Raw genomic sequence first — 20,133 nt, 5'->3', positions numbered from 1 at the left:
TCCGCGCCCGAGGGGTGTCCTGGGCGGCAGCTCACCACTCGAGCACGTGCGGCCGCTCGGTCTGCTTGAAGTGACCGACGTTGATGCATTCCGTGTGACCGACACGCGCGCGCTGCGCCAGCGGTTGGTGCACGTGGCCGAACAGCGACCACCGCGGCCGGTCGCCGCGGATGCGGTCGACGAGCGCGTGCGATCCCTGCTCCAACCGGCGGGCGTACACGTCGTAGGTCAGCTCCGGCAGCGCAGGTGGGACGTGCGTGCACAGCACGTCGGTCGCCGGCAACTGCGCCAAGGCCGCGTCGTACTCCTCCCGGGGCCGGATGTAGGGCACCCAGGCCGCGTGGCGCCGCAGTGCCGCCCCGGACGGTAGCACAGTGCCGCCCACGAAGCCGAAGCGCAAGCCTCCGATCACGGCGCTGTCGCCGTCGAGCACGTGCACTCCCTCGCCCGCGAACTCCGGCCACAGACGGGGCGCGTCCACGTTGCCCGGTGTCGCGTACGTGGGAGCCGGCAGCGCGGCGAACAGTTCGTCGTACTGCTCGCGAACCGCTTCGTCGACCACGCGGGCGGGCTCGGCCAGGCTCTCCCACAGCGAGCGCGCGTAAGCGCCGAGCTCGGTGCCGCGCCGGTTGCGCCGCAGTTCGGCGAAGCGCGCCACCTTCTCCGGACCGAAGATCCGGCCGAGGATGCCGCCGCGGTGGTCGTGGTAGTCCACGAAGTCGATGAGATCGCCGAGCACGACGAGGGCGTCCGCCCCGTCCCCGGCCCTCTTGAGCGCCTCGACGTTGCCGTGCACGTCGGACACGACGTGGACCCGCACCGCACCGAACTCCTTCCGCAGTCTTCGCGTACCGTGCTGTCCACCGTATCCGCTCCGGGCCGCCGACCGCGCCGGCGACCCGGAGGACTGCATCCCGCACCGGGATCGTCGCTGCGCGAGCAGGCGGGACTACCCTGAAGGCAGGCTGCGGGGCGGGCACCTCGAGGATCGGACGGGGCCCATCTTGTCCTCCGGGGGAGACACCGCTCGTTCGGGTGTTGACCTTCGGGAGCAAATCTGGGACTACCGCTGAGTAACTATCAGCGTTAGGTTTGTGCTCACGACGGCGTGTTTTCGGAGGTTTCGAGGTGCGAGAGTTCAACGCCCCCGCCACGGCCACAGTGGCCGATGACGAGAACCTCACCGGGATGGTGTGGGAGAACGCGGAGCGGTACGGCGACAACGTGAGTTTCCGCCGCCAGGTCGGCGGCGAGTGGGTCGGCATCACCGCCGCGGAGTTCGCCGAGCAGGTTCTCGCCGTCGCCAAGGGGTTCATCGCCGCCGGCCTGAACCCCGGCGACCGCATCGGGCTGATGTCGCAGACCCGCTACGAGTGGAACCTCTTCGACTTCGCCATCTGGGCCAGCGGGTGCGTCACCGTCCCGATCTACGAAACCTCGGCCGCCGACCAGGCCGAATGGATCATGAGCGACTCGGGTGCGCGCGCGGTGATCGTGGAAACCGAACAGCACCGCGCCGAGCTCGCCAGCGTGTGGGAATCGCTGCCCGAGGCGACCCACCTGTGGCAGATCGAACCCGGCGAGGACGCCTCCGGCGCCGTCTCCGAGCTCACCGCCCGCGGCGCCGACCTCGCCGACGAGGACGTGCACCAGCGCCACCGCACCGTGGGCGCGGACGATCCGGCCACGCTGATCTACACCTCCGGCACCACCGGTCGCCCCAAGGGGTGCGTGCTCACCCACCGCAACCTGCTGGCCGAGGTCCGCGCGGACTCCACGGCGTTCCCGCAACTGATGCAGCCGGGCAACTCGATGCTGATGTTCCTGCCCATGGCGCACGTGCTCGCCCGCGTGATCACGATCACCTGCGTGTACACGCGGATCACCCTCGGCCACACCGGCGACATCAAGAACCTCGTCGAAGACCTCGGATCGTTCCGCCCGACTTTCGTGCTGGCCGTTCCGCGGGTGTTCGAGAAGGTGTACAACTCCGCCAAGCAGAAGGCGCACTCCGAGGGCAAGGGGCGCGTGTTCGACACCGCCGAAGCCACCGCCGTCGAGTACAGCAAGGCCAAGGTGGCCGGCCGCATCGGCCTGGGACTGCGCCTCAAGCACGCGGTCTTCGACAAGCTCGTCTACACCAAGCTCCGCTCGGCCCTCGGCGGCAACTGCATCGCCGCCGTCTCCGGCGGGGCACCGCTGGGCGAGCGCCTCACCCACTTCTTCCACGGTGTCGGCGTTCCGGTGCTCGAGGGCTACGGACTCACCGAAACCACGGCCGCAGCCACCGTCAACGTCGAAGACGCCTACCGCATCGGCAGCGTCGGCCGACCGATCCCCGGCACGTCGGTGCGCATCGGCGAGGACGGCGAGGTCCTCATCAAGGGCGACATCGTCTTCGACCGCTACTGGAACAACCCCACCGCCACCGAGGAATCCCTCGCGGACGGCTGGTTCCACACCGGCGACCTGGGCAGCCTCGACGAGGACGGCTTCCTGCACATCACCGGTCGCAAGAAGGAGATCATCGTGACCGCGGGCGGCAAGAACGTCGCCCCCGCCACGCTGGAAGACCGGATCCGGGCGCACCCGCTGATCAGCCAGTGCATGGTCGTCGGTGACCAGAAGCCGTTCATCGGCGCGCTCATCACGCTCGACCCCGAGTTCCTGCCCACCTGGCTGACCAACCACGGCCGCTCCGCGGACACACCGGCCGAGCAGATCGTCGACGATCCGGACCTGCGGTCCGAGGTGCAGAAGGCCGTCGACGACGCCAACCAGCTCGTCTCGAACGCCGAGCAGATCAAGCAGTTCCGCATCCTCCCGCAGGACTTCACCGAGTCCACCGGGGAGCTCACCCCGAGCCTGAAGGTCAAGCGCGGCAAGGTCGCCGAGAACCGCGCCGGTGAGATCCAAGCGCTGTACTCCTGAGCGCTCCGAGCGCAGGACCGGGAAAGCACTGCGGGTCGCCTCCACGTGGAGGCGACCCGCAGTGCTTTTTCGAAACCTGCCGGACGGCGGGATCAGCCCGCGACGCGCCGCATATCCGTCACCGGGCCGATGCTGTCGTAATCGGAAACCTTGACGACGTCGCCCTCGGTGGGCGCGTGCACGGCCTTGCCGTTGCCGATGTAGATCGAGACGTGGCTGACCGGGCTGTAGTAGAAGATGAGGTCTCCCGGCTGGAGCTCGCTCTCGCTGACGCTCTTGCCGTCGGAGACCTGCGTCTTCGTCGAACCACCGATGCTCACCCCGGCCTGCTGGTAAGCCCAGTAGGTCAGACCCGAGCAGTCGAAGGTGTCCGGCCCCTTCGCGCCCCAGACGTAGGGCGATCCCTGCTTGCCGAGCGCTGCGTTGACGGCCGTCACCGCCGCACCCGAACCGGCGACCTCGCCCACGTCCGTGGATCCCTCGGTGACCAGCGACTCCTGCTCCTGCTGGCTGAGCTCGTCGTAGCGCTGCTGGACCTCGGCGACGCGCTGCTGCATCTCAGCGCGCTTGCGCTCCATGTCCTGGGCGATCCGCGCGGCGTCGTGTTCGGCCCTCACCGCGCGGTCCCGCGCTTGTTGCGCACGTCCCTCGGCGCTTTCGGCCCGATCGGTCGCCGCGGAGAGCCGCCGGATGACTTCGTTGTTGTCCTTGGCGAGCACGTCCAGCGTGGCGGCCCGGTCCAGGAAATCGTTCGGGGATTCGCTGGCCAGCAACGCGGAGAACTTGTTCAACCGCGCACCCTGGTAGGACGCGCTCGTGAGCTCGTCGACCCGGCCGCGGAACCGCTGCTCCTCGGTGCGCGCCCGGTCGGCGACCCGCTCGGCCCGTGCCGCTTCGGCATTGGCCCGGTCGAGTTCCTCCTCCTTGGCTCGGTGATCGTCCGCCGCCTTCTTCGCCTCTTCGGTGACCTGCTCGGTCCTGTGCGACAGTTCGCGGACTTCGCGGGCGGCATCCGTCGCATTGTCGGGAAGAGGCGGATCCGCCAGCGCGGGCGTGGAACCCATCCCGACGGCGGTTGCCACCACCGTCGCTGCAAGAGCACCCAGCATGGAACGCTTCGATCGGTGCGACGCCACGTCGCGCACTGCTCCTTCGCTCTCCTCGAACCGCTGCACGGGCACCCACGCCCGACCGGCTCGGCGCCCCGTCTCCCGGGACGTCCGACACGGCCCCCGACCAGCCGATTCAGCGGCGACGCGCGGGCCGTCCCGGATGGACGACGATCGCCGCGCGGTCTCGCGCAAGGCTACGAAAGGTGAACGCAGGCGTCCACAAGTGGGACGCAAAATGTGGGCACACCGGCACCGCCTACACAAAAAGAGCAGCACTGATCACTGATCGTGTCGACAACTCCGGGAAATGCGCGGATGCGGTGACAACGCCGCGGGTCACTCGGCTCCACCGCCACCCAGAGCGAACGGCACCGCGATCGCGCCACACCACCCGGTGATTCCGCGCCGCACGTGCCGGATCAGATGCGTCCGACGTGCTCCAGCAGCACGGCCGCGGACACCACGTAGGAGCGGTGCGCCACGACCGAGTCGACGATCTCGCGGTCCGAAGTGGCCACGACCACCTGGCGCCCCCACGGTTCCGCCGCGACGACCTCCCGGATCACGTCATCGGCCTGCACACCGGGATCGCTGAACAACACGCGCACGCCGCGCGGTGCCGTCGTCGGCACCGCGAGCACATCGGCACCGTCGAAGACCGCCGTCACCTCCGCCCCCGTGCGCGCGGCCAGCGCCGCCAACTGGTGCGTCAGCCGTTCGCGCTGCTCTGCCAGCGGCAGCTCGGGATAGCCCGTCTTGGTCACGTTGTAGCCGTCCACGACCAGATGCACCTCCGGCAGCCGCAGGACGCGGTCGAGCATCGACCCCTCGGACAACGCCATCGAGCCGGCCGCGGTGCGGTGGGTGCGCTCCACCAGATCCGCCGGACGCGGACCAGCACCACCCGGCGCCAACTCCCGCCGCAGACCCGCGGTCACACCGTCCAACGTGTCCAGCAGCAGGGCGAGCCGCATCTCGTCGCCCTGACGCGCCTCCCGCGCGGACTGACGCGCCACCTCGGTCTCGGCGGCCGCGTGCTCGGCGCGCCGCCGCTGCTCGTGCTCACGCGAGCGCGCGCGTTCCACTTCGGCGCGCAGCCGGTCACGTTCCTCCTGCTGCTCCTGCCGGAGCTGCTCGAGCTCGGCGCGCGCACGTTCCGCGTCGTCCTTCGCCTCCTTGAGCCGCACCCCCTGTTCGCGCAGCCGCTTGCGCATGCGCTGCGCGTCACCCCCGTCGTCCTTGGCCCGCTCGACCTCGTGCCGCGCCTGCTCGAGCTCGGCGCGCAGCTCACGGGTCTCCGCGTCCAGACGTTCGCAACGGCGGCGTTCGGTGTCCAGCTCATGACGCAACTGCCCCTGCCCGGTGCGGAACGCGACGAGCTCGACGCAGTGGTTCGCCACCGGGGAGTCCCGCAGCAGCCCTGCTGCTGCGGCCACGATCGGATCGGGGTCCTCCAGGTGCACCGCTTCCGGACGGTTCCGGCGACACCACTCCACCACGGCGGCGCGGAACACCGCGGAATCGTGCAGCGCCGCCAGCAGCGGCGCCTCGCCGAGGCGCGCACGCTTGGCAGGGGCGAAGCGCATCACCGGTCGCAGCGGAACGGGAGCGTCCGCCGGGCGCATCGCGTCCAGCGCCGCGGCGGCGAGCTCGGCGAGTCGACGGCGGATCGGCGTGGGCGCCGCCGACCAGTCGACGTCCGCGCCGGCGGCGTGCTCCTCCTCCGGAGCAGCGGACTCCTCCGGGGCGAGCGACTCGTCCTCGGCGCTGTCCTCGGCGCTCGAGCTTTCCACCCCCACAGGTTAACCTCGGCGTGCCGCCAACCCCGCAGGGCCGCCAACCCCGCAGGGCCGCCAACCCCGCAGGGCCGCCAACTCCGCAGGGCCGCGGATCCCCGCCCGCACCACCGGTGGGAACCGCCGCCAGCCGCGCCACGCACCGCCCCGCCCCGGCCGTCGCGGCTTCCCCGGTCCTCGCGGCTCACGGAGTGTCGCAGCCCCGCAGTATCGTGTCCGCCGATGGCCACCCGTCCTCCCGCGCCGACCCAGCTGCGGCTCGACGACCCCACCGACGCGGACACCCCGCTGCACACGACCACGTTCGTCGTCGTCGACCTGGAAACGACCGGGACCAACCGCACGGACGACCGCATCACCGAGATCGGCGCGGTGAAGATCCGCGGCGGACGCAACCTCGGCGAATTCAGCACGCTCGTCGATCCGCAACGCCCGATCCCACCGGCGGTCACCTCCATCACCGGCATCACCGACGCGCTCGTCGCAGGCGCGCCACGCATCGACACCGTGCTGCCCGCCTTCCTCGAGTTCTGCCGCGGCTGCGTTCTCGTCGCGCACAACGCGCCGTTCGACACCGGTTTCCTGCAGGCGCAGTGCGAACGACTGGAGATCACCTGGCCGAAACCCGCGTCGATCTGCACCGCCCGGTTGTCCCGCCGCGCGCTGCTGCGCGAGGAAACGCCGAACCACAAACTGGCCACCCTGGCGCGCGTGCTGCGCGCCGCGAACCAGCCGAACCACCGCGCCCTCGACGACGCCCGCGCCACCGTCGACGTGCTGCACTCGCTGCTCGAACGCGTCGGCACCTACGGGGTGCGCACGCTGGAAGAACTGCACTCGTTCCTGCCCGCGGTCACCTCGCAGCAGCGCAGGCAACGCACGCTCGCCGACGAGCTGCCGCACGCCCCCGGCGTGTACCTGTTCCGCGGCCCCAACGACGAGGTGCTCTACATCGGCACCGCCGGAGACCTGAAAAAACGCGTGCGGCAGTACTTCACGTCAGCCGAACGCCGCTCCCGCATCCGGGAGATGGTCGGCCTCGCCCACCGCGTCGAACACGTCCGCTGCGCCCATCCGCTGGAAGCGGAAGTGCGCGAACTCCGGCTGCTGGCCGCGCACCGCCCCCGCTACAACCGCCGCAGCCGGCACCCGGAACGCGCCTGGTGGGTGGTGCTCACCGAGGAGCCCTTCCCGCGGCTGTCCGCGGTGCGCAACCCCCGCCCCGAGGCACTCGGTCCGTTCTCCTCGCGCGGTCGCGCGCAGCAGGCCGTCGACGCGCTGCACGACGGCACGATGCTGCGCCGCTGCACCCAGCGCCTCCCGCGCACTCCGGCGGACTCGCCGTGCGCACTGCACGAGCTCGGTCGCTGCCACGCGCCGTGCGCCGGCCTGCAGAGCACTGCCGACTACGGCACCGAGGTGGCGGCGGTGCGCGCGCTCATGCGCGGCACCGGCGACGAGCCGCTGCGCCAGCTGCACGACGAACTCGCCCGCCTCGGCCGCGACCAGCGCTTCGAAGAAGCCGCCGCGCACCGCGACCGGATGGCCGCGCTCATACGGACGCTCGACCGGGGACACCGGAACGCCAGCCTGTGCGCCGTTCCGGAGCTCGTCGCCGCCCATCCCGACGGCGCGGGCGGTTGGCAGCTCGCCGTCATCCGCTACGGCCGACTCGCCGCCGCCGGACACGCGCAGCGCGGAGTACCGCCGATGCCCGTCGTCGACCAGCTGCAGGCGGCGGCGCAGACCGTGCGAGCAGGTACCGGTCCGCTGCGCGGCGCCCCCGCCGAGGAAGCGCAGATCATCCACCGATGGCTCACCGCGGACGGAACCCGGCTGGTGCGCTGCGCGGAGCCGTGGAGCGAACCGGCGCACGCCGCGGGGACCTGGCGGCGCTGGGCCGAGCAGGCCGACGCCGGCCGCACGCCCTACGGCGCGGCCGACTGAGCGCCGCCGGGACGCAGCCCGGGATGCGGGGTTGTCAGGCGACCATGTCGAACACCGCGTTGATCTTGCTCGGGGCCAGCCGCACCACGAGCTCACCAGCAACTCCGTTGCGCCGCCCGAACTCCTCGGCGCGCTCGTCACCGACGTAGCGGCGGGCGATCTCCGTCGCGGTGCGCAGCAGATCCGCCGGCTCCTCCGAGGTGCGCACCCGCCCCTGCACCTGCACGAACGCGTACGGCCACTGCGCGTCGTCGACGCACAGCGTCACACGCGGATCCCGGGCGATCGCCCTCCCCTTCGCCGTGTCCGCCCCCGTGTTGAACACGATCTCGGAACCGTCCACGAGGAACCACACCGGAGCGACCAGCGGACGTCCGTCGGAGGCGGTGAAGCCGAGCATCCCCGTGCGGGTCCCGGCGCTGAGGAACTCCCGCACGTGTTCGTCCTGAAGAGAGTGCATGGCACCACGGTAGGCGGTGCCCGCGGGCAACATCGCCGACGCGCTGCGCCCACTGTCCGGCCTCACCCGAACGAACCGCACCGCGCGGCACCGCCCCTCGAGCGCGGTGAGGCCCGACCCCTTCCGGGGCCGGGCCTCGTGTCCAGGGTCGATCCTGGTTTGCAGGTCGATCCTGCGGCTGCGGCGAGCCGCTACTCCTCCGAGCGCGACGAGCCGCCGGAGGTCACCCCCCGCTCGGGGCCTTCCTCCTCCTCGTGCTGCTGCGCATGCGCCCGCTCCAGCGCTTCCGTCTCCTCCGGCGGATCCGGCCGCAGCAAGCTCCCCGAACGCGGTTTGCCCGCAGCGCCGATCTTGTTCATGCGCTTGGGCACCGGTGCGCCCTGGTACGACAGCGGCTCGGGATGACCGTGCTCGTCCGTCGGTCCCAGCGGCTGGTGCACCTCGATGAACTCGCCGTGCGGCAGCCGCTTGATGACGCCGGTCTCGATGCCGTGCTCGAGGACCTCGCGGTCGGACCGCTGCAGACCCAAGCAGATCCGGTAGGTGATGTAGTAGGCGATCGGAGGCACGATGAGCACCCCGATGCGGCCGGCCCACGTCGTCGCGTTCAGCGAGATGTCCAGTTCGAACGCGATGATGTCGTTGATACCGGACAGCAGCAGCAGCACGAAGAACGAGATCGCCATCGCACCCAGGCTCGTCCGCACGGGCGCATCACGCGGACGTTGCAGCAGGTTGTGGTGCGCGTCGTCCTTGGTCAGCTTCCGCTCGAGGGCCGGGTAGGCCGCGGCGACGCCGAAGATGAGCCCCATGAACAGCGCGGTCGGGAAGAACGCCGCCGGAATGGTGAACGGGCCGAGGTAGACCTCCCACGCCGGCCACAACCGGCTCGAGCCCTCCGTCCAGAGGATGTACCAGTCTGGCTGGGAGGCGGCGGAGACCTGCGAGGCGAGGTACGGCCCGAGGTTCCACACGCCGTTGATCTGGAAGACGCCGGCCATGATGGCGCAGATGCCGGTCACGATCGCGAAGAAGCCGCCGGCCTTGACCGCGAACACCGGCATGATCCGCACGCCGACCACGTTGTTCTCGGTGCGCCGCACGCCCGGGAACTGGGTGTGCTTCTGGTACCAGACCAGCGCCAGGTGCACCGCGATCAGCAGCAGGATGATCCCGGGCAGCACGAACACGTGTATCAGGTAGAACCGCGGGACGAACTCGGTGCCGGGGAACTCCGACCCGAAGAGGATCCAGTGCAGCCAGGTTCCGACCACCGGCACCGACATCGTGATGCCCGAGGCGATCCGGACACCGGTGCCGGACAGCAGGTCGTCCGGCAGCGAGTAGCCGGTGAAGCCCTCGAACATGCTGGTGATGAACAGCAGGATGCCGATGATCCAGTTCGTCTCGCGCGGGCGGCGGAACGCTCCGGTGAAGAAGATCCGGAACATGTGCACCACCATCGACGCGAGGAACAGCAGCGCCGCCCAGTGGTGCAGCTGCCGCGCGAAGAGTCCGCCGCGCACCTCGAAGGAGATGTCCAACGTGCTCTCGAACGCCCGGGACATCTCCACGCCCCGCAGGTTCGTGAACACGCCCTGGTATTCCACTTCGGCCATCGACGGGTCGAAGAAGAAAGCCAGGTAGGTACCCGTGATCAGCAGCAGGATGAAGGTGTAGAGGGCGATCTCACCGAGCAGGAAGGACCAGTGGTTCGGAAAGACCTTGTTGAGCTGCCTGCGCAAACCGGGCGCGAGCTGGAACCGGCTGTCCAGCTCATCGGAAGCCTGGGCAGCTTTCCGGTAGGCAGCGCTCTCCGGCTTTGTGGGCGTGGTGATCGAACTCATGACTTGCGCTCCCAATATGCCGGTCCCACGGGCTCGGTGAAGTCGCCCCTCGCCACGAAGTACCCGTCCTCGTCGACCGTGATCGGCAGCTGCGGCAGCGCGCGCGTCGCCGGCCCGAACACGGGTTTGGCGTAGGTGTTGACCACGTCGAACTGCGACTGGTGACACGGGCACAGCAGGCGTCCGGTCTGCTGCTCGAACAGCGACGTCGGGCAGCCCAGGTGGGTGCAGATCTTCGAGTAGGCGTAGTAGTCGCCGTAGTTGAAGTCTTCGTGGCCCTTGCGCTTGACCGGGGCTGACCCGGGGCGCAGCCGGATCAGCATGACCGGCGCGTCACCCTTGTGCATCGCCTCGCTGAGCTCTTCTTCGTTGTGCCGCATCGACTCGCGGAACGGGAAGACCGTCTCGAAGCCGCCCGCATCGATGTCCTCCGGGCGCAGCAGCGAGATCTCGTGCGTGTTGCCGGTGTCGCGCCGCAGGTAGGTCTTCTCCCCGTGCGGGGAGGCCCAACCGGTGTGTTCCAGCGTGTCGGCCGGCGCCTCGTTCCACGGGTTGCGGACCAGTCCACCGAGGGCGTAGACGCCGGCGCCGACGCCGAAAGCGCCGAGGCCGAAGCCGGCGGAGCGCTTGATCATCGACCGGCGGGCGATCCCGCTGCGGGTGCCGGCGTCCGCGAGCAGGGCCGCGGTCGTCTGCCGGTCCGTCTCGCTGGAAGTGTGGCCGTCGTGCCGCTGCTGCACCGCCGTCTCGTGCGGGATGAACTTCTTCTGGTACAGCACCACGCCGATGCCGACCGCGAGGATCGACAACCCGAGGAAGAAGCCGATCAGCGGGTTGTACATCGAGTAGATGAAGTGCCCGCGCTCGTCCTCCAGCGGATTGACGTACTCCCACGGCCAGAACAGGAACACCGCGATGAACGCCAGAGCGGACAGGCCCGCGATGGAGAACCACAGCGCGACCCACCGCTCGGCACGCCGTTCGGCGCGGGTCCCCTCCACCGGCCAGGGTTCCGGGTAGTCCACGAGCTCGACGTCGTCGAGCGCCAACCCGAGCCGCACCTTCTCGTCGCGGCTCATCTCGGCCAGTTCGGCCTCCGTGTATTCCCTCTTCTGCTCGCTCATGCCCTGGCTCCGATCCACAGGGTGACGCCGATCAGCGCGCCGATGCCGACGACCCACGCCACGATCATCTCCGGACCGGGCCCGTAGCCGCCGAGGCTGTTACCACCCGGGTTGTTCGGGCCGTTGGTGACCGACTTCACATAGGCGATGATGTCCTGCTTCTCCTCCGGGGTCAGCTGCCGGTCGGAGAACTTCGGCATGTTCTGCGGACCGGTCTTCATCGCCTCGTAGATCTCGCGCTCGCTGGCCTCGTCCAGACTCGGGGCGTACTTGCCGGAGGACATGGCGATGCCCCGGCCCGTGAAATTGTGACACGACGCGCAGTTCAACCGGAACAGCTCACCACCGCGGGCGGGGTCGTCGCCGCGCAGGGCCTCGCCGCTCTCCTCCGGGGACTTCGGACCGCCGCCGTGCCGCTGCACGTAGGCGGCGATCGCGTCGATCTCCTCCGGCGAGAACTTCGGCGGCTTCCGGCTCGCCTGCGCTTCCTGGCGCACCATCGGCATCCGACCGCTGGCCACCTGGAAGTGCGCGGCGGCCTCACCGACGCCGACGAGGCTCGGGCCGCGGTTTTCGACGCCTTCCAGGTTCGAGCCGTGGCACGTGATGCACGCGTTGTTGTACAGCTGCTCTCCCTCGCGCACCAGAGCCGGCTCTCCCTGGGCTTGGGCGGTCTCCGGTTCGGGAGTCACGACGGAGTAGAGCCCACCGGCGCCCACCAGGGCGATGCCCAACGCCAGTACACCGGAAAGCCGCCGCCGGAGCTTGGAGCCCGCGCGGTTCCGTTTCTTCTTGGTGGTCATGAGTGCGGCAACCCTTGCTGTCCGGTTCGGGTGATTCGAGTACTTCCTCTACCTACGGCACGAGGTAGATCACGGCGAACAGGCCGATCCACACGATGTCGACGAAGTGCCAGTAGTACGACACCACGATCGCGGAGATCGCCTGGGCCGGCGTGAACTTGCTGAGCTTGGTCCGGATGATCAGGAAGGCGAACGCGACCAAACCACCGATCACGTGCAGACCGTGGAAGCCGGTCGTCATGTAGAAGACCGTGCCGTAGGCCGACGAGGCGATCGTCGTGTCGTGCTGCGTTATCAGCGTGAAGTACTCACCGGCCTGGCCGATCGTGAAGATCGTCCCCATGATCAGCGTGATCACGTACCAGCGGCGAAGACCGTAGACATCGCCGCGTTCCGCCGCGAACACACCCCACTGGCAAGTGAGCGACGAGGCCACCAGGATGGTCGTGAACGGGAGGGCGTAGGCGAGGTTCAGCTCCGCGGGCGGTGGTGGCCACTCGCCCTCGTTCTGCGCCTTCACCGTGAAGAACATGGCGAAGAGCCCGGCGAAGAACATCAGCTCGCTCGCCAGCCACACGATGGTCCCGACACTGACCATGTTCGGCCGGTTCAGCGAGTGCACGCGTTGACTGATTGAGGGCGCTGCCGTTGTCACGCGACGCATTATGTCTTGCACGTTTTCCACGCGCGCTTTCGGGTCCGGCGAGTCGCCGCCGAGTGATCGGACCGCACTGCTCGAGTGACAGTCGGTACACACGACCGCGGACAGAACCCCTGCCCACGCGACAGCGCACGCAACAGTAATCACTGAACGTGATTCCAGAGTGGACACGCGCGGACGCCTGCGGCCGCCGACCGCGCGTGCGCCACCGCAGTCGCCGGCTGACCCGCCAGGAGTGTGATCTTTCACGTGTGTGATCCACACCGAGGCTGTGATCCGGACAACCGGTCGGCTACCGTCGGTACGCAGCAGGCCACGCCCGCCGCACGTGGTGCCGAGCTAAGGAGCGCCCGATGAACACCCCGAGCACCGTTGTCGTGTTCAGCCACCGTCCCGAGACCCGCGAGGCGATCATCTCCGCGATCGGCCGCCGTCCCGCTCCCGACCTGGCGCGCCTGACCTACGTGGAGGCCGCCGGAGTGGCCGACGTGGTCGCCGAGGCCGACGCCGGGCGCGCCGACCTGCTCGTCCTCGACGGGGAAGCGCAACCCACCGGCGGCATGGGCGTGGCGCGCCAGCTCAGGCACGAACTGGCCCACTGCCCGCCGATGGTGGTCACCGTGCGGCGCAGGGACGACCGCTGGCTGGCGACGTGGTCGCAGGCGGACGCCGTGCTGGTGCACCCGCTCGACCCGCTGTCGGCGGCGCAGACGGTCGCCGATGTGCTCCGCGGCCGCAGCCCCGCCGCGGCCCGCGCCTGACGCACCCTCTCCGACCACGCGGCCGACGTCCGCGCGCCACGACCGCAGCCCGATCCGAGGTGTTCTCGCAGGTCCGCGGGGACGAGCGCAACTGCCGGGCAGCAGCGTTGCCGCCGGGTTCCGGTACCGTTCGAGGCACAGGCGAACCCCGGAAGGAAGCGACGACTGTGGCGACGATGGCGGGAAGTTGGGCGGAGCTGCTGGGCACTCTGGTCTCGGGCCGTGATCTGTCCGGCGAGGACACCGCCTGGGCGATGGACCTGATCATGTCCGGCGAGGCCTCACCGGAACGGATCGCCGCCTTCGCCGTCGCGCTGCGCGCCAAGGGGGAGACGGCAACGGAAATCCGCGGGATGGCCGATGCGATGCTCGACCACGCCCGGCCCCTGCTCGTCGAGCGGGAAGCGGTCGACATCGTCGGCACCGGTGGTGACCGCAGCGGCAGCGTGAACATCTCCACCATGGCCGCACTCGTCGCCTCCGCGGCAGGTGCACCGGTGGTCAAGCACGGCAACCGCGCCGCCTCCTCCAGCTGCGGCACGGCCGACGTGCTGGAAGAACTCGGCGTGGCCATCGACCTTCCGCCGGAATCCGTCCGGCGGTGCATCGACGAACTGGGAATCGGCTTCTGCTTCGCCCCCGTGTTCCACCCCGCGTACAAGCACACGGCCGCTCCCCGCCGCGAGATCGGCATCCCGACCGCGTTCAACATGCTCGGACCGCTGACCAACCCCGCACACCCTTCCAGTGGACTGATCGGCTGCGCGGACGCGCGGCTCGCCCCCGTGCTGGCGGACGTGTTCGCCGCGCGGAACAGCTCGGTCCTGCTCGTGCGCGGCGACGACGGCATGGACGAGATCACCACCACCGCCCCCAGCACGCTCTGGGTGGTGCGTGACGCCGCCGTGTCGCAGCACCGGCTCGACCCTCGTGAACTGGACGTGCCGCTGACCGAGCCGGAGCAGCTCCGCGGCGGCGCTCCCGAGGTGAACGCGGGCTCGGTCCGCGCACTCGTCGCGGGAAGCAGGGGCCCCGTGCGCGATGCTGTGCTGCTCAACGCCGCCGGCGCCATGATCGCCCACGAAGGCCCGGCGGATGACCTGCACGAGCAGTTGCGGGGGGCTGTCCAGCGGGCGGCGGCCACGATCGACTCGGGCGCCGCCGCCGCGCTGTTGGACCGCTGGGTGGCGCGGACGGCGCAGCTGCGCACCGAGCAGGAGCATCGCCGCCCGTCCTGACGGCGGCCGCACCGGCCGCTTCCACCGCCCGCACGCCCACCTGCGCGCTGCCCCGGTGGCAGGCCGGTGCCCCGATGGCAGGCCGGTGCGCCGCCGGAAAGCAGTGCGCAGCGTTTACTCCGCCTCCATGCCGAGGGAGAACGTCGCTTCGGTGTCACGCCGGGAATAGGAGCGGAACGCGATGTGCGTCGTCGTGTGCCGCACGCCCGCCACCTTGTTGATCCGCCCGGGAACGATCTCGGCCAGGTCCTCGTGCTGCCGAACCCGCAGGATCGCGATGAGGTCCACGTCCCCGGCGCAGGAGTAGACCTCGTTGACCGCCTCCAGGTCCGCGATGGCCTCCGCGGCCTCGCTCACCTGGTCCGCAGCGGTGTGAATCAGCACGATCGCGGTGATCACGGGCAACCTCCTGTTGTCTCTGCGCCGCACGAGGGGACGCCGCACGCGCGGCGATGCGAGTGGGCCGCGCTCCATGGTGCGCTACCGACGCGAACGCGCGGTCCCGAACCCTCGGCTCAGGACCGCGCGCCGCCGGGGCTGAGGTCAGTCGCGGTTCGGGCCGGCGTGGTACTCGAAGACGAGCCCCGCGACCGTGATCAGCACGAAAGCCCAGGCGAAGACGATCATCCACACGTGGAAGAACGCGATCGCCACCCCGACGAACGCGCAGGACAGACCCAGTGCGAAGGGCCAGTAGCTGCCCGGGCTGAAAAACCCCAGCTCACCGGAACCGTCACTGATCTCGGCTTCGGGATCGTCCTCGGGCCGCGCTTCGATGCGCCGAGCGACGAACTGGAAGTAGGTACCGATGAGCAGCGCCAGGCAGCCCACCAGGATCAACGCCACTGTCCCGACCGGTTCCGTCGACCAGAAGCCGTAGACGATCGCCGCCAGGAAGAAGAAACCCGTGATGTAGTTGAAGATCTTCGCTTCGACCTTCATGGAGTCCTCGCTCTCACGCCGTCCGCCCTACCGGGCGCCCTCGTCAGCCGTTCAGCCCGCCGCGCCGGAAGTGCGGTCCTCGTTGAACGGGACGCCGGTGACCGCTCGCGGGCTGCACAACTCACCGCAGTCCATCTGATTCAGCGCTTCCGCAGCGGTGTAGGGCTCGTCGGTCTGCGGGTTGACCTGCGTCCGCAGCTGCATGTACTGGTCGAACCTGTCCGGCGACAACGCGCGGACCTCGAAGTTCATCATCGCGTGGTACGTGCCGCACAACTCGGCGCAGCGACCGACGAAGGCGCCTTCCCGATCGATGGTGTTCTGGAAGGTGTTGTCCTGGTCGTTCTTCTCCGGGTGCGGGAAGGTGTCCCGCTTGAAGTGGAACTCGGGAACGAAGAACGAGTGGATGACGTCGGTGGAGCGCAGCTGGTACTCGATGTTCTGCCCCGTCGGCAGCACCAGCAGCGGGATCTCGTCACTGCTGCCCACGGTGCTCACCGGCTCACCGTCAGGAGTCCGATAGCCCGGGTACTCGAACTCCCAGTTCCACTGGAAGCTGGTGACGTTCACCGTCTGGTCCGGCTCCTGCTCGTCGGCCAGGACGTAGTTCTGGCTGACCGCGGTGAAGTAGAACAGCACCACGATGGCCACGAACGGCAACGCGGTGTAGATCATCTCCAGCGGCACGTTGTACTGGAACTGGCGCGGCAGCTCCTCGTCCGTGCTCTTCTTCCGGTGGAAGGCGACCGACCAGAAGATCAAGCCCCAGACGATCACGCCCACCACGAGTGCCGCGATCACCGACCAGGTCCACAGCTGGCGCATCGACTCGGCCTGCGGGGTGACTCCCTGGGGCCAGCCGAACCGCAGGACCTCGTCGGTCGTGCAGCCCGTTGCCGCGACGCCTACCAGGCCGATCAGCCCAGCGACCTTGACCAGCCGTGGCACTCGGGTCCCCTCCTTCAGGCCCACTGCGCGACGCCTCCTCAGTGTGAAACTCACCGACGCAGACGTGACCGCCCCACTCGCGCGGGCCGATCGCCGCCGGAATTCTGCGCCAGAGCGTAGCCCAGGTGTAGTCGCCATACTGCTTCGGGGGCCGCCACGCGCGGACGTTTTTCGTCTCCGACGTCGGAGACGTCGGACCCCCTTCTGCGGCCTTCGCATCGCTGCCCAGGAGCCTTGCGCACGCGCATCCGCGTCGACGGGAAAGCGCCTCGCGCGAGCGCGGGCGCGTCGCGCGCCCTTCGCGCTGATCGAGACCGAGATCACTCTTCGGGGTGCTCCTCGCGCGCGAGGCCCCCGCCTGTCGGGCCACCGTTTCCGGTGCGGGCATACTGACGTGCAGGACGCGCGCCGAGCGGGGTTCGGTGCACACGTCCCGACACGAGCAAGCTGAACGACACCGCCGACGGGAGAGGTGCGCAGAGGCGTGTGCGGCCTACTTGGATTGATCTGCCCCAGCGAGCAACACGCTCGAAGCGCAACCGACGCCGTGGCCCGGGCACTGCCCTGCCAACGCCACCGCGGACCCGATGAGAGCGACACCTGGCAGGGCGACGAGGTCGTCTTCGGGTTCAACCGGCTGTCGATCATCGATCTCGAGCACTCCCACCAGCCCCTGCACTGGGGACCGCCGGAACATCCGGGCCGCTACACGATCCTGTTCAACGGTGAGATCTACAACTACCTCGAGCTGCGGGCCGAACTCAGCGAGCAGCACGGGGCGCAGTTCAACACCGACGGCGACACCGAAGTCATCGTGGCCGGGTACCACTACCTCGGTTCCACGATGCTCGAGCGCCTGCGCGGGATGTTCGCCTTCCTGATCTGGGACGACGAACGCCACGAGGTCTTCGGCGCGCGCGACCCGTTCGGGATCAAACCCCTGTTCTACGCCGCCGGCCCGGGCGGTGCGGCCTTCGCCAGCGAGAAGAAGAGCCTGCTGACGTTGACCGGCGCACTGGGGCTGGAGCAGAGCGTGGACCACCGCGCGTTCCAGCACTACCTGCTGCTGCAGTACGTGCCCGAGCCGGAGACGCTGCACCGTTCCATCCGCCGCATCGAATCGGGGACCTGCTTCACCGTCGCACCCGGCGGACAGGTGCGCACGGAACGCTACTTCCACCCGACGTTCACGGCGCGCACCATCAACAGCGAGGTCGAGGAGCGCAGGCTGCACGACGAGATCGCCGACGTGATGCGCGATTCCGTGTCCAAGCACATGCGCGCGGACGTGACCGTCGGCGCGTTCCTCTCCGGCGGGATCGACTCCACCGCGATCGCTGCCCTGGCCAAAGAGCACAACCCGAACCTCGTCACGTTCACCACCGGGTTCGAGCGGCAGGGCTATTCCGAAGTGGACGTCGCCGCCGAGTCCGCCGCGGCGATCGGGGTCAAACACGTGGTGCGCACGGTCTCGGCCGAGGAGATGATGCGCACGCTGCCGCTGATCGTGTGGTACTTGGACGATCCGGTCGCCGACCCGGCGCTGGTGCCGCTGTGGTTCATCGCGAACGAAGCGCGCCAGCACGTGAAGGTCGTCCTCTCCGGCGAAGGCTCGGACGAGCTCTTCGGCGGTTACTCGATCTACCGGGAACCGCTGTCGCTCGCCCCGTTCGAGCGGGTACCGGGAGCCTTGCGCAAGGCGATGGGCAAGGTTTCCACGGCCATTCCGGAAGGCGTGCGCGGCAAGGACCTGCTGCGGCGCGGCTCGCTGAACCTGGAGGACCGCTACTACGGCAACGCGCGGATCTTCCGGGACGACCAGCTGCAAGGGCTGATGCGCGCGTTCGACCCGGGTGTGGCCCACCAGGACGTCACCCGCGAACCCTACCGGCGCTCGGAGGGCTGGGACCCGGTGACCCGGATGCAGCACGTCGACCTGTTCACCTGGCTGCGCGGCGACATCCTGGTCAAAGCCGACAAGATCACCATGTCGAACTCGCTGGAACTGCGCGTGCCGTTCCTGGACTCCGAGGTGTTCGGCGTCGCGCGCACCATCCCGCTGGAGCAGAAGGTCACCAACGAGACGACCAAGTACGCGCTGCGGCAGGCCTTGAGCAAGGTCGTCCCCTCGCACGTGCTCAATCGGCGCAAGCTCGGTTTCCCGGTGCCGATCCGGCACTGGCTCAAGGACGAGATGCACGACTGGGCGCGCGAGATCGTCCAGCAGTCGCAGACCGACCACCTGCTCGACCGCACGGCCGTGCTGAGCCTGCTGGAGGAGCACCGCTCCGGCGTGCTCGACCACAGCCGCCGGTTGTGGGCGCTGCTGGTGTTCATGATCTGGCACGGGATCTTCGTGGAAGGGCGGATCCGTCCGGCGGTCCCGGAACCGCAGTTCCCCGTCCGGCTCTGAGTTGCCCCTCCGACGCTGGGGCGGCCCATCCCACTGCTCCAGCCTGGGCCGTGCGGTACGTTCACGCAGGTGAGCGCCGTTTCGCTGGACTCCGGCCCCGTCGTGCTTGACGGCGGACTGGCCACGGAGCTGGAAAGCCGCGGACACGATCTGCACGACCACCTCTGGGCGGCGCGGCTGCTGGCCGACGCCCCCGAGGAGATCCACGCCGCGCACCGGGCGTTCTTCGCGGCCGGCGCCCGGATCGCCACGACCGCCAGCTACCAGGCGAGCTTTGCGGGGTTCGCCCAGCGGGGCTGGGACCGCCGCCGAGCTCGCACCCTGCTGCACCGCAGCGTCGAGCTGGCCAGGAGCGCGGGGCGGACGGTGGCGGAGCCGTGCTGGGTGGCCGCCTCGGTCGGCCCCTACGGTGCCGTCCTCGCAGACGGGTCCGAGTACCGCGGCCGCTACGGTCTGAACGTGCGGCAGCTCCGGGACTTCCACCGCCCCCGTGTGGAAGCGCTCGCCGAAGCCGGGCCGGATCTGCTCGCGCTGGAGACCGTGCCCGACGTGGACGAGGCCGAGGCGCTGCTCGACGCGGTCGCCGGCACCGGAGTACCGGTGTGGCTGTCCTACAGCATCGCGGGCGAGCGCACGCGGGCGGGCCAACCGCTGCGCGATGCCTTCTCCGCGGTGCGGGGCAACGACGCCGTGCTGGCCGTGGGGATGAACTGCTCGGACCCGGGGGACGTGACCGACGGGGTGGCCCTGGCGCACCGGATCAGCGGCAAACCCGTCATCGCCTACCCCAACAGCGGTGAAGGCTGGGACGCCGTGCGCGGGCAGTGGCAAGGCCCCGCCCGATGGGACCCCGCCTCGGCCCGCACCTGGTACGCGGACGGCGCACGACTCGTCGGCGGCTGCTGCCGCGTCGGCAGCGCCGGGATCGCCGCGCTCGCGCGCGTGCTGCACCCCGCCGAGTGAACCGCTCGAAGGTCGCCGTTGGTGACGCCGTCCGCAGCTCGGCGCCTCAGCAGAGCGCAGCTGCGACGTCGACAGGTCCGCCTCGCCAGCATGGTGCGAGCGTGCTGTGCCGAGTCGGCTCGCCCGGTGGGACCGCGGTGAGCCGGCGCACGGGCCCGCACCCGCGTCCGCGCCCCGCCTGCGCATC

General features: G+C 69.6%; 17 protein-coding genes. 6 read left to right on the top strand and 11 right to left on the bottom strand.

Annotated features, from left to right (window positions below; translation table 11 throughout):
* Positions 1–31 precede the first annotated feature (31 nt).
* Positions 32–820: a metallophosphoesterase family protein gene (locus ACVGV2_RS06520; protein ID WP_459165142.1), complete on the bottom strand. Its 789-nt coding sequence runs from the start codon at positions 818–820 to the stop codon at positions 32–34.
* A gap of 308 nt (positions 821–1,128) precedes the next feature.
* Here ACVGV2_RS06520 and ACVGV2_RS06515 point away from each other — a divergent pair, with 308 nt between their 5' ends.
* A complete protein-coding gene (locus ACVGV2_RS06515; RefSeq protein ID WP_459165141.1) occupies positions 1,129–2,931 on the top strand; it encodes an AMP-dependent synthetase/ligase in 1,803 nt (600 codons plus the stop codon).
* 92 nt (positions 2,932–3,023) lie between these two features.
* On the opposite strand, the gene ACVGV2_RS06510 is transcribed toward ACVGV2_RS06515, so the two are convergent.
* Positions 3,024–4,067: a C40 family peptidase gene (locus ACVGV2_RS06510; RefSeq protein WP_459165140.1), complete on the bottom strand. Its 1,044-nt coding sequence runs from the start codon at positions 4,065–4,067 to the stop codon at positions 3,024–3,026.
* Positions 4,068–4,462: 395 nt separating this feature from the next.
* Positions 4,463–5,836: an NYN domain-containing protein gene (locus ACVGV2_RS06505; protein ID WP_459165139.1), complete on the bottom strand. Its 1,374-nt coding sequence runs from the start codon at positions 5,834–5,836 to the stop codon at positions 4,463–4,465.
* A 225-nt stretch (positions 5,837–6,061) separates the two neighbouring features.
* Here ACVGV2_RS06505 and ACVGV2_RS06500 point away from each other — a divergent pair, with 225 nt between their 5' ends.
* Complete coding sequence (locus tag ACVGV2_RS06500; protein WP_459165138.1) at positions 6,062–7,786, top strand: DEDD exonuclease domain-containing protein; 1,725 nt, start codon at positions 6,062–6,064, stop codon at positions 7,784–7,786.
* Positions 7,787–7,820: 34 nt separating this feature from the next.
* On the opposite strand, the gene ACVGV2_RS06495 is transcribed toward ACVGV2_RS06500, so the two are convergent.
* The 5 genes from ACVGV2_RS06495 to ctaE all read right to left on the bottom strand — a co-directional run bounded on the left by ACVGV2_RS06495 (position 7,821) and on the right by ctaE (position 12,684).
* Entirely contained in the window at positions 7,821–8,246 is a 426-nt protein-coding gene (locus ACVGV2_RS06495; RefSeq protein ID WP_459165137.1) for a PPOX class F420-dependent oxidoreductase, read from the bottom strand.
* Between the two features lie 191 nt (positions 8,247–8,437).
* Positions 8,438–10,093, bottom strand: a complete 1,656-nt coding sequence (gene qcrB / locus ACVGV2_RS06490; RefSeq protein ID WP_459165136.1) for a cytochrome bc1 complex cytochrome b subunit — start codon at positions 10,091–10,093, stop codon at positions 8,438–8,440.
* Positions 10,090–11,217, bottom strand: a complete 1,128-nt coding sequence (qcrA, locus tag ACVGV2_RS06485) for a cytochrome bc1 complex Rieske iron-sulfur subunit (protein WP_459165135.1) — start codon at positions 11,215–11,217, stop codon at positions 10,090–10,092. The genes qcrB and qcrA overlap by 4 nt, the downstream gene beginning before the upstream one ends.
* Positions 11,214–12,020, bottom strand: a complete 807-nt coding sequence (gene qcrC / locus ACVGV2_RS06480; RefSeq protein ID WP_459165134.1) for a cytochrome bc1 complex diheme cytochrome c subunit — start codon at positions 12,018–12,020, stop codon at positions 11,214–11,216. Before qcrC ends, qcrA begins: the two co-directional genes overlap by 4 nt.
* A gap of 52 nt (positions 12,021–12,072) precedes the next feature.
* Entirely contained in the window at positions 12,073–12,684 is a 612-nt protein-coding gene (ctaE, locus tag ACVGV2_RS06475) for an aa3-type cytochrome oxidase subunit III (RefSeq protein ID WP_459165133.1), read from the bottom strand.
* 350 nt (positions 12,685–13,034) lie between these two features.
* Here ctaE and ACVGV2_RS06470 point away from each other — a divergent pair, with 350 nt between their 5' ends.
* Together ACVGV2_RS06470 and trpD are read left to right on the top strand one after the other, a co-directional pair.
* Entirely contained in the window at positions 13,035–13,442 is a 408-nt protein-coding gene (locus tag ACVGV2_RS06470; RefSeq protein WP_459165132.1) for a response regulator, read from the top strand.
* Between the two features lie 176 nt (positions 13,443–13,618).
* Positions 13,619–14,680: an anthranilate phosphoribosyltransferase gene (gene trpD, locus ACVGV2_RS06465; protein WP_459165131.1), complete on the top strand. Its 1,062-nt coding sequence runs from the start codon at positions 13,619–13,621 to the stop codon at positions 14,678–14,680.
* 114 nt (positions 14,681–14,794) lie between these two features.
* Here trpD and ACVGV2_RS06460 read toward each other — a convergent pair whose 3' ends face one another.
* The 3 genes from ACVGV2_RS06460 to ctaC form a co-directional block, all read right to left on the bottom strand.
* A complete protein-coding gene (locus tag ACVGV2_RS06460; protein ID WP_459165130.1) occupies positions 14,795–15,079 on the bottom strand; it encodes an Lrp/AsnC family transcriptional regulator in 285 nt (94 codons plus the stop codon).
* Positions 15,080–15,223: 144 nt separating this feature from the next.
* The gene (locus ACVGV2_RS06455; protein WP_459165129.1) at positions 15,224–15,622 is read right to left on the bottom strand and encodes a cytochrome c oxidase subunit 4; all 399 of its coding nucleotides are present in this window, start codon (positions 15,620–15,622) and stop codon (positions 15,224–15,226) included.
* 51 nt (positions 15,623–15,673) lie between these two features.
* Positions 15,674–16,594 carry an aa3-type cytochrome oxidase subunit II gene (gene ctaC, locus ACVGV2_RS06450; RefSeq protein WP_459165128.1) on the bottom strand — a complete coding sequence of 307 codons (921 nt, stop codon included), beginning with the start codon at positions 16,592–16,594 and terminating at the stop codon, positions 15,674–15,676.
* Between the two features lie 460 nt (positions 16,595–17,054).
* Here ctaC and asnB point away from each other — a divergent pair, with 460 nt between their 5' ends.
* Both asnB and mmuM read left to right on the top strand, forming a co-directional pair.
* On the top strand, positions 17,055–18,983 hold the full coding sequence (asnB, locus tag ACVGV2_RS06445) for an asparagine synthase (glutamine-hydrolyzing) (protein WP_459165127.1): 1,929 nt from the start codon (positions 17,055–17,057) through the stop codon (positions 18,981–18,983).
* Positions 18,984–19,052: 69 nt separating this feature from the next.
* On the top strand, positions 19,053–19,946 hold the full coding sequence (gene mmuM / locus ACVGV2_RS06440) for a homocysteine S-methyltransferase (RefSeq protein ID WP_459165126.1): 894 nt from the start codon (positions 19,053–19,055) through the stop codon (positions 19,944–19,946).
* Positions 19,947–20,133: the final 187 nt, after the last annotated feature.

The sequence above is a fragment of the Bounagaea algeriensis genome, from assembly GCF_054491375.1.
The sequence above is the reverse complement of the archived record's forward strand: the minus strand, read 5'-3'. Positions and strand labels throughout refer to the sequence as shown.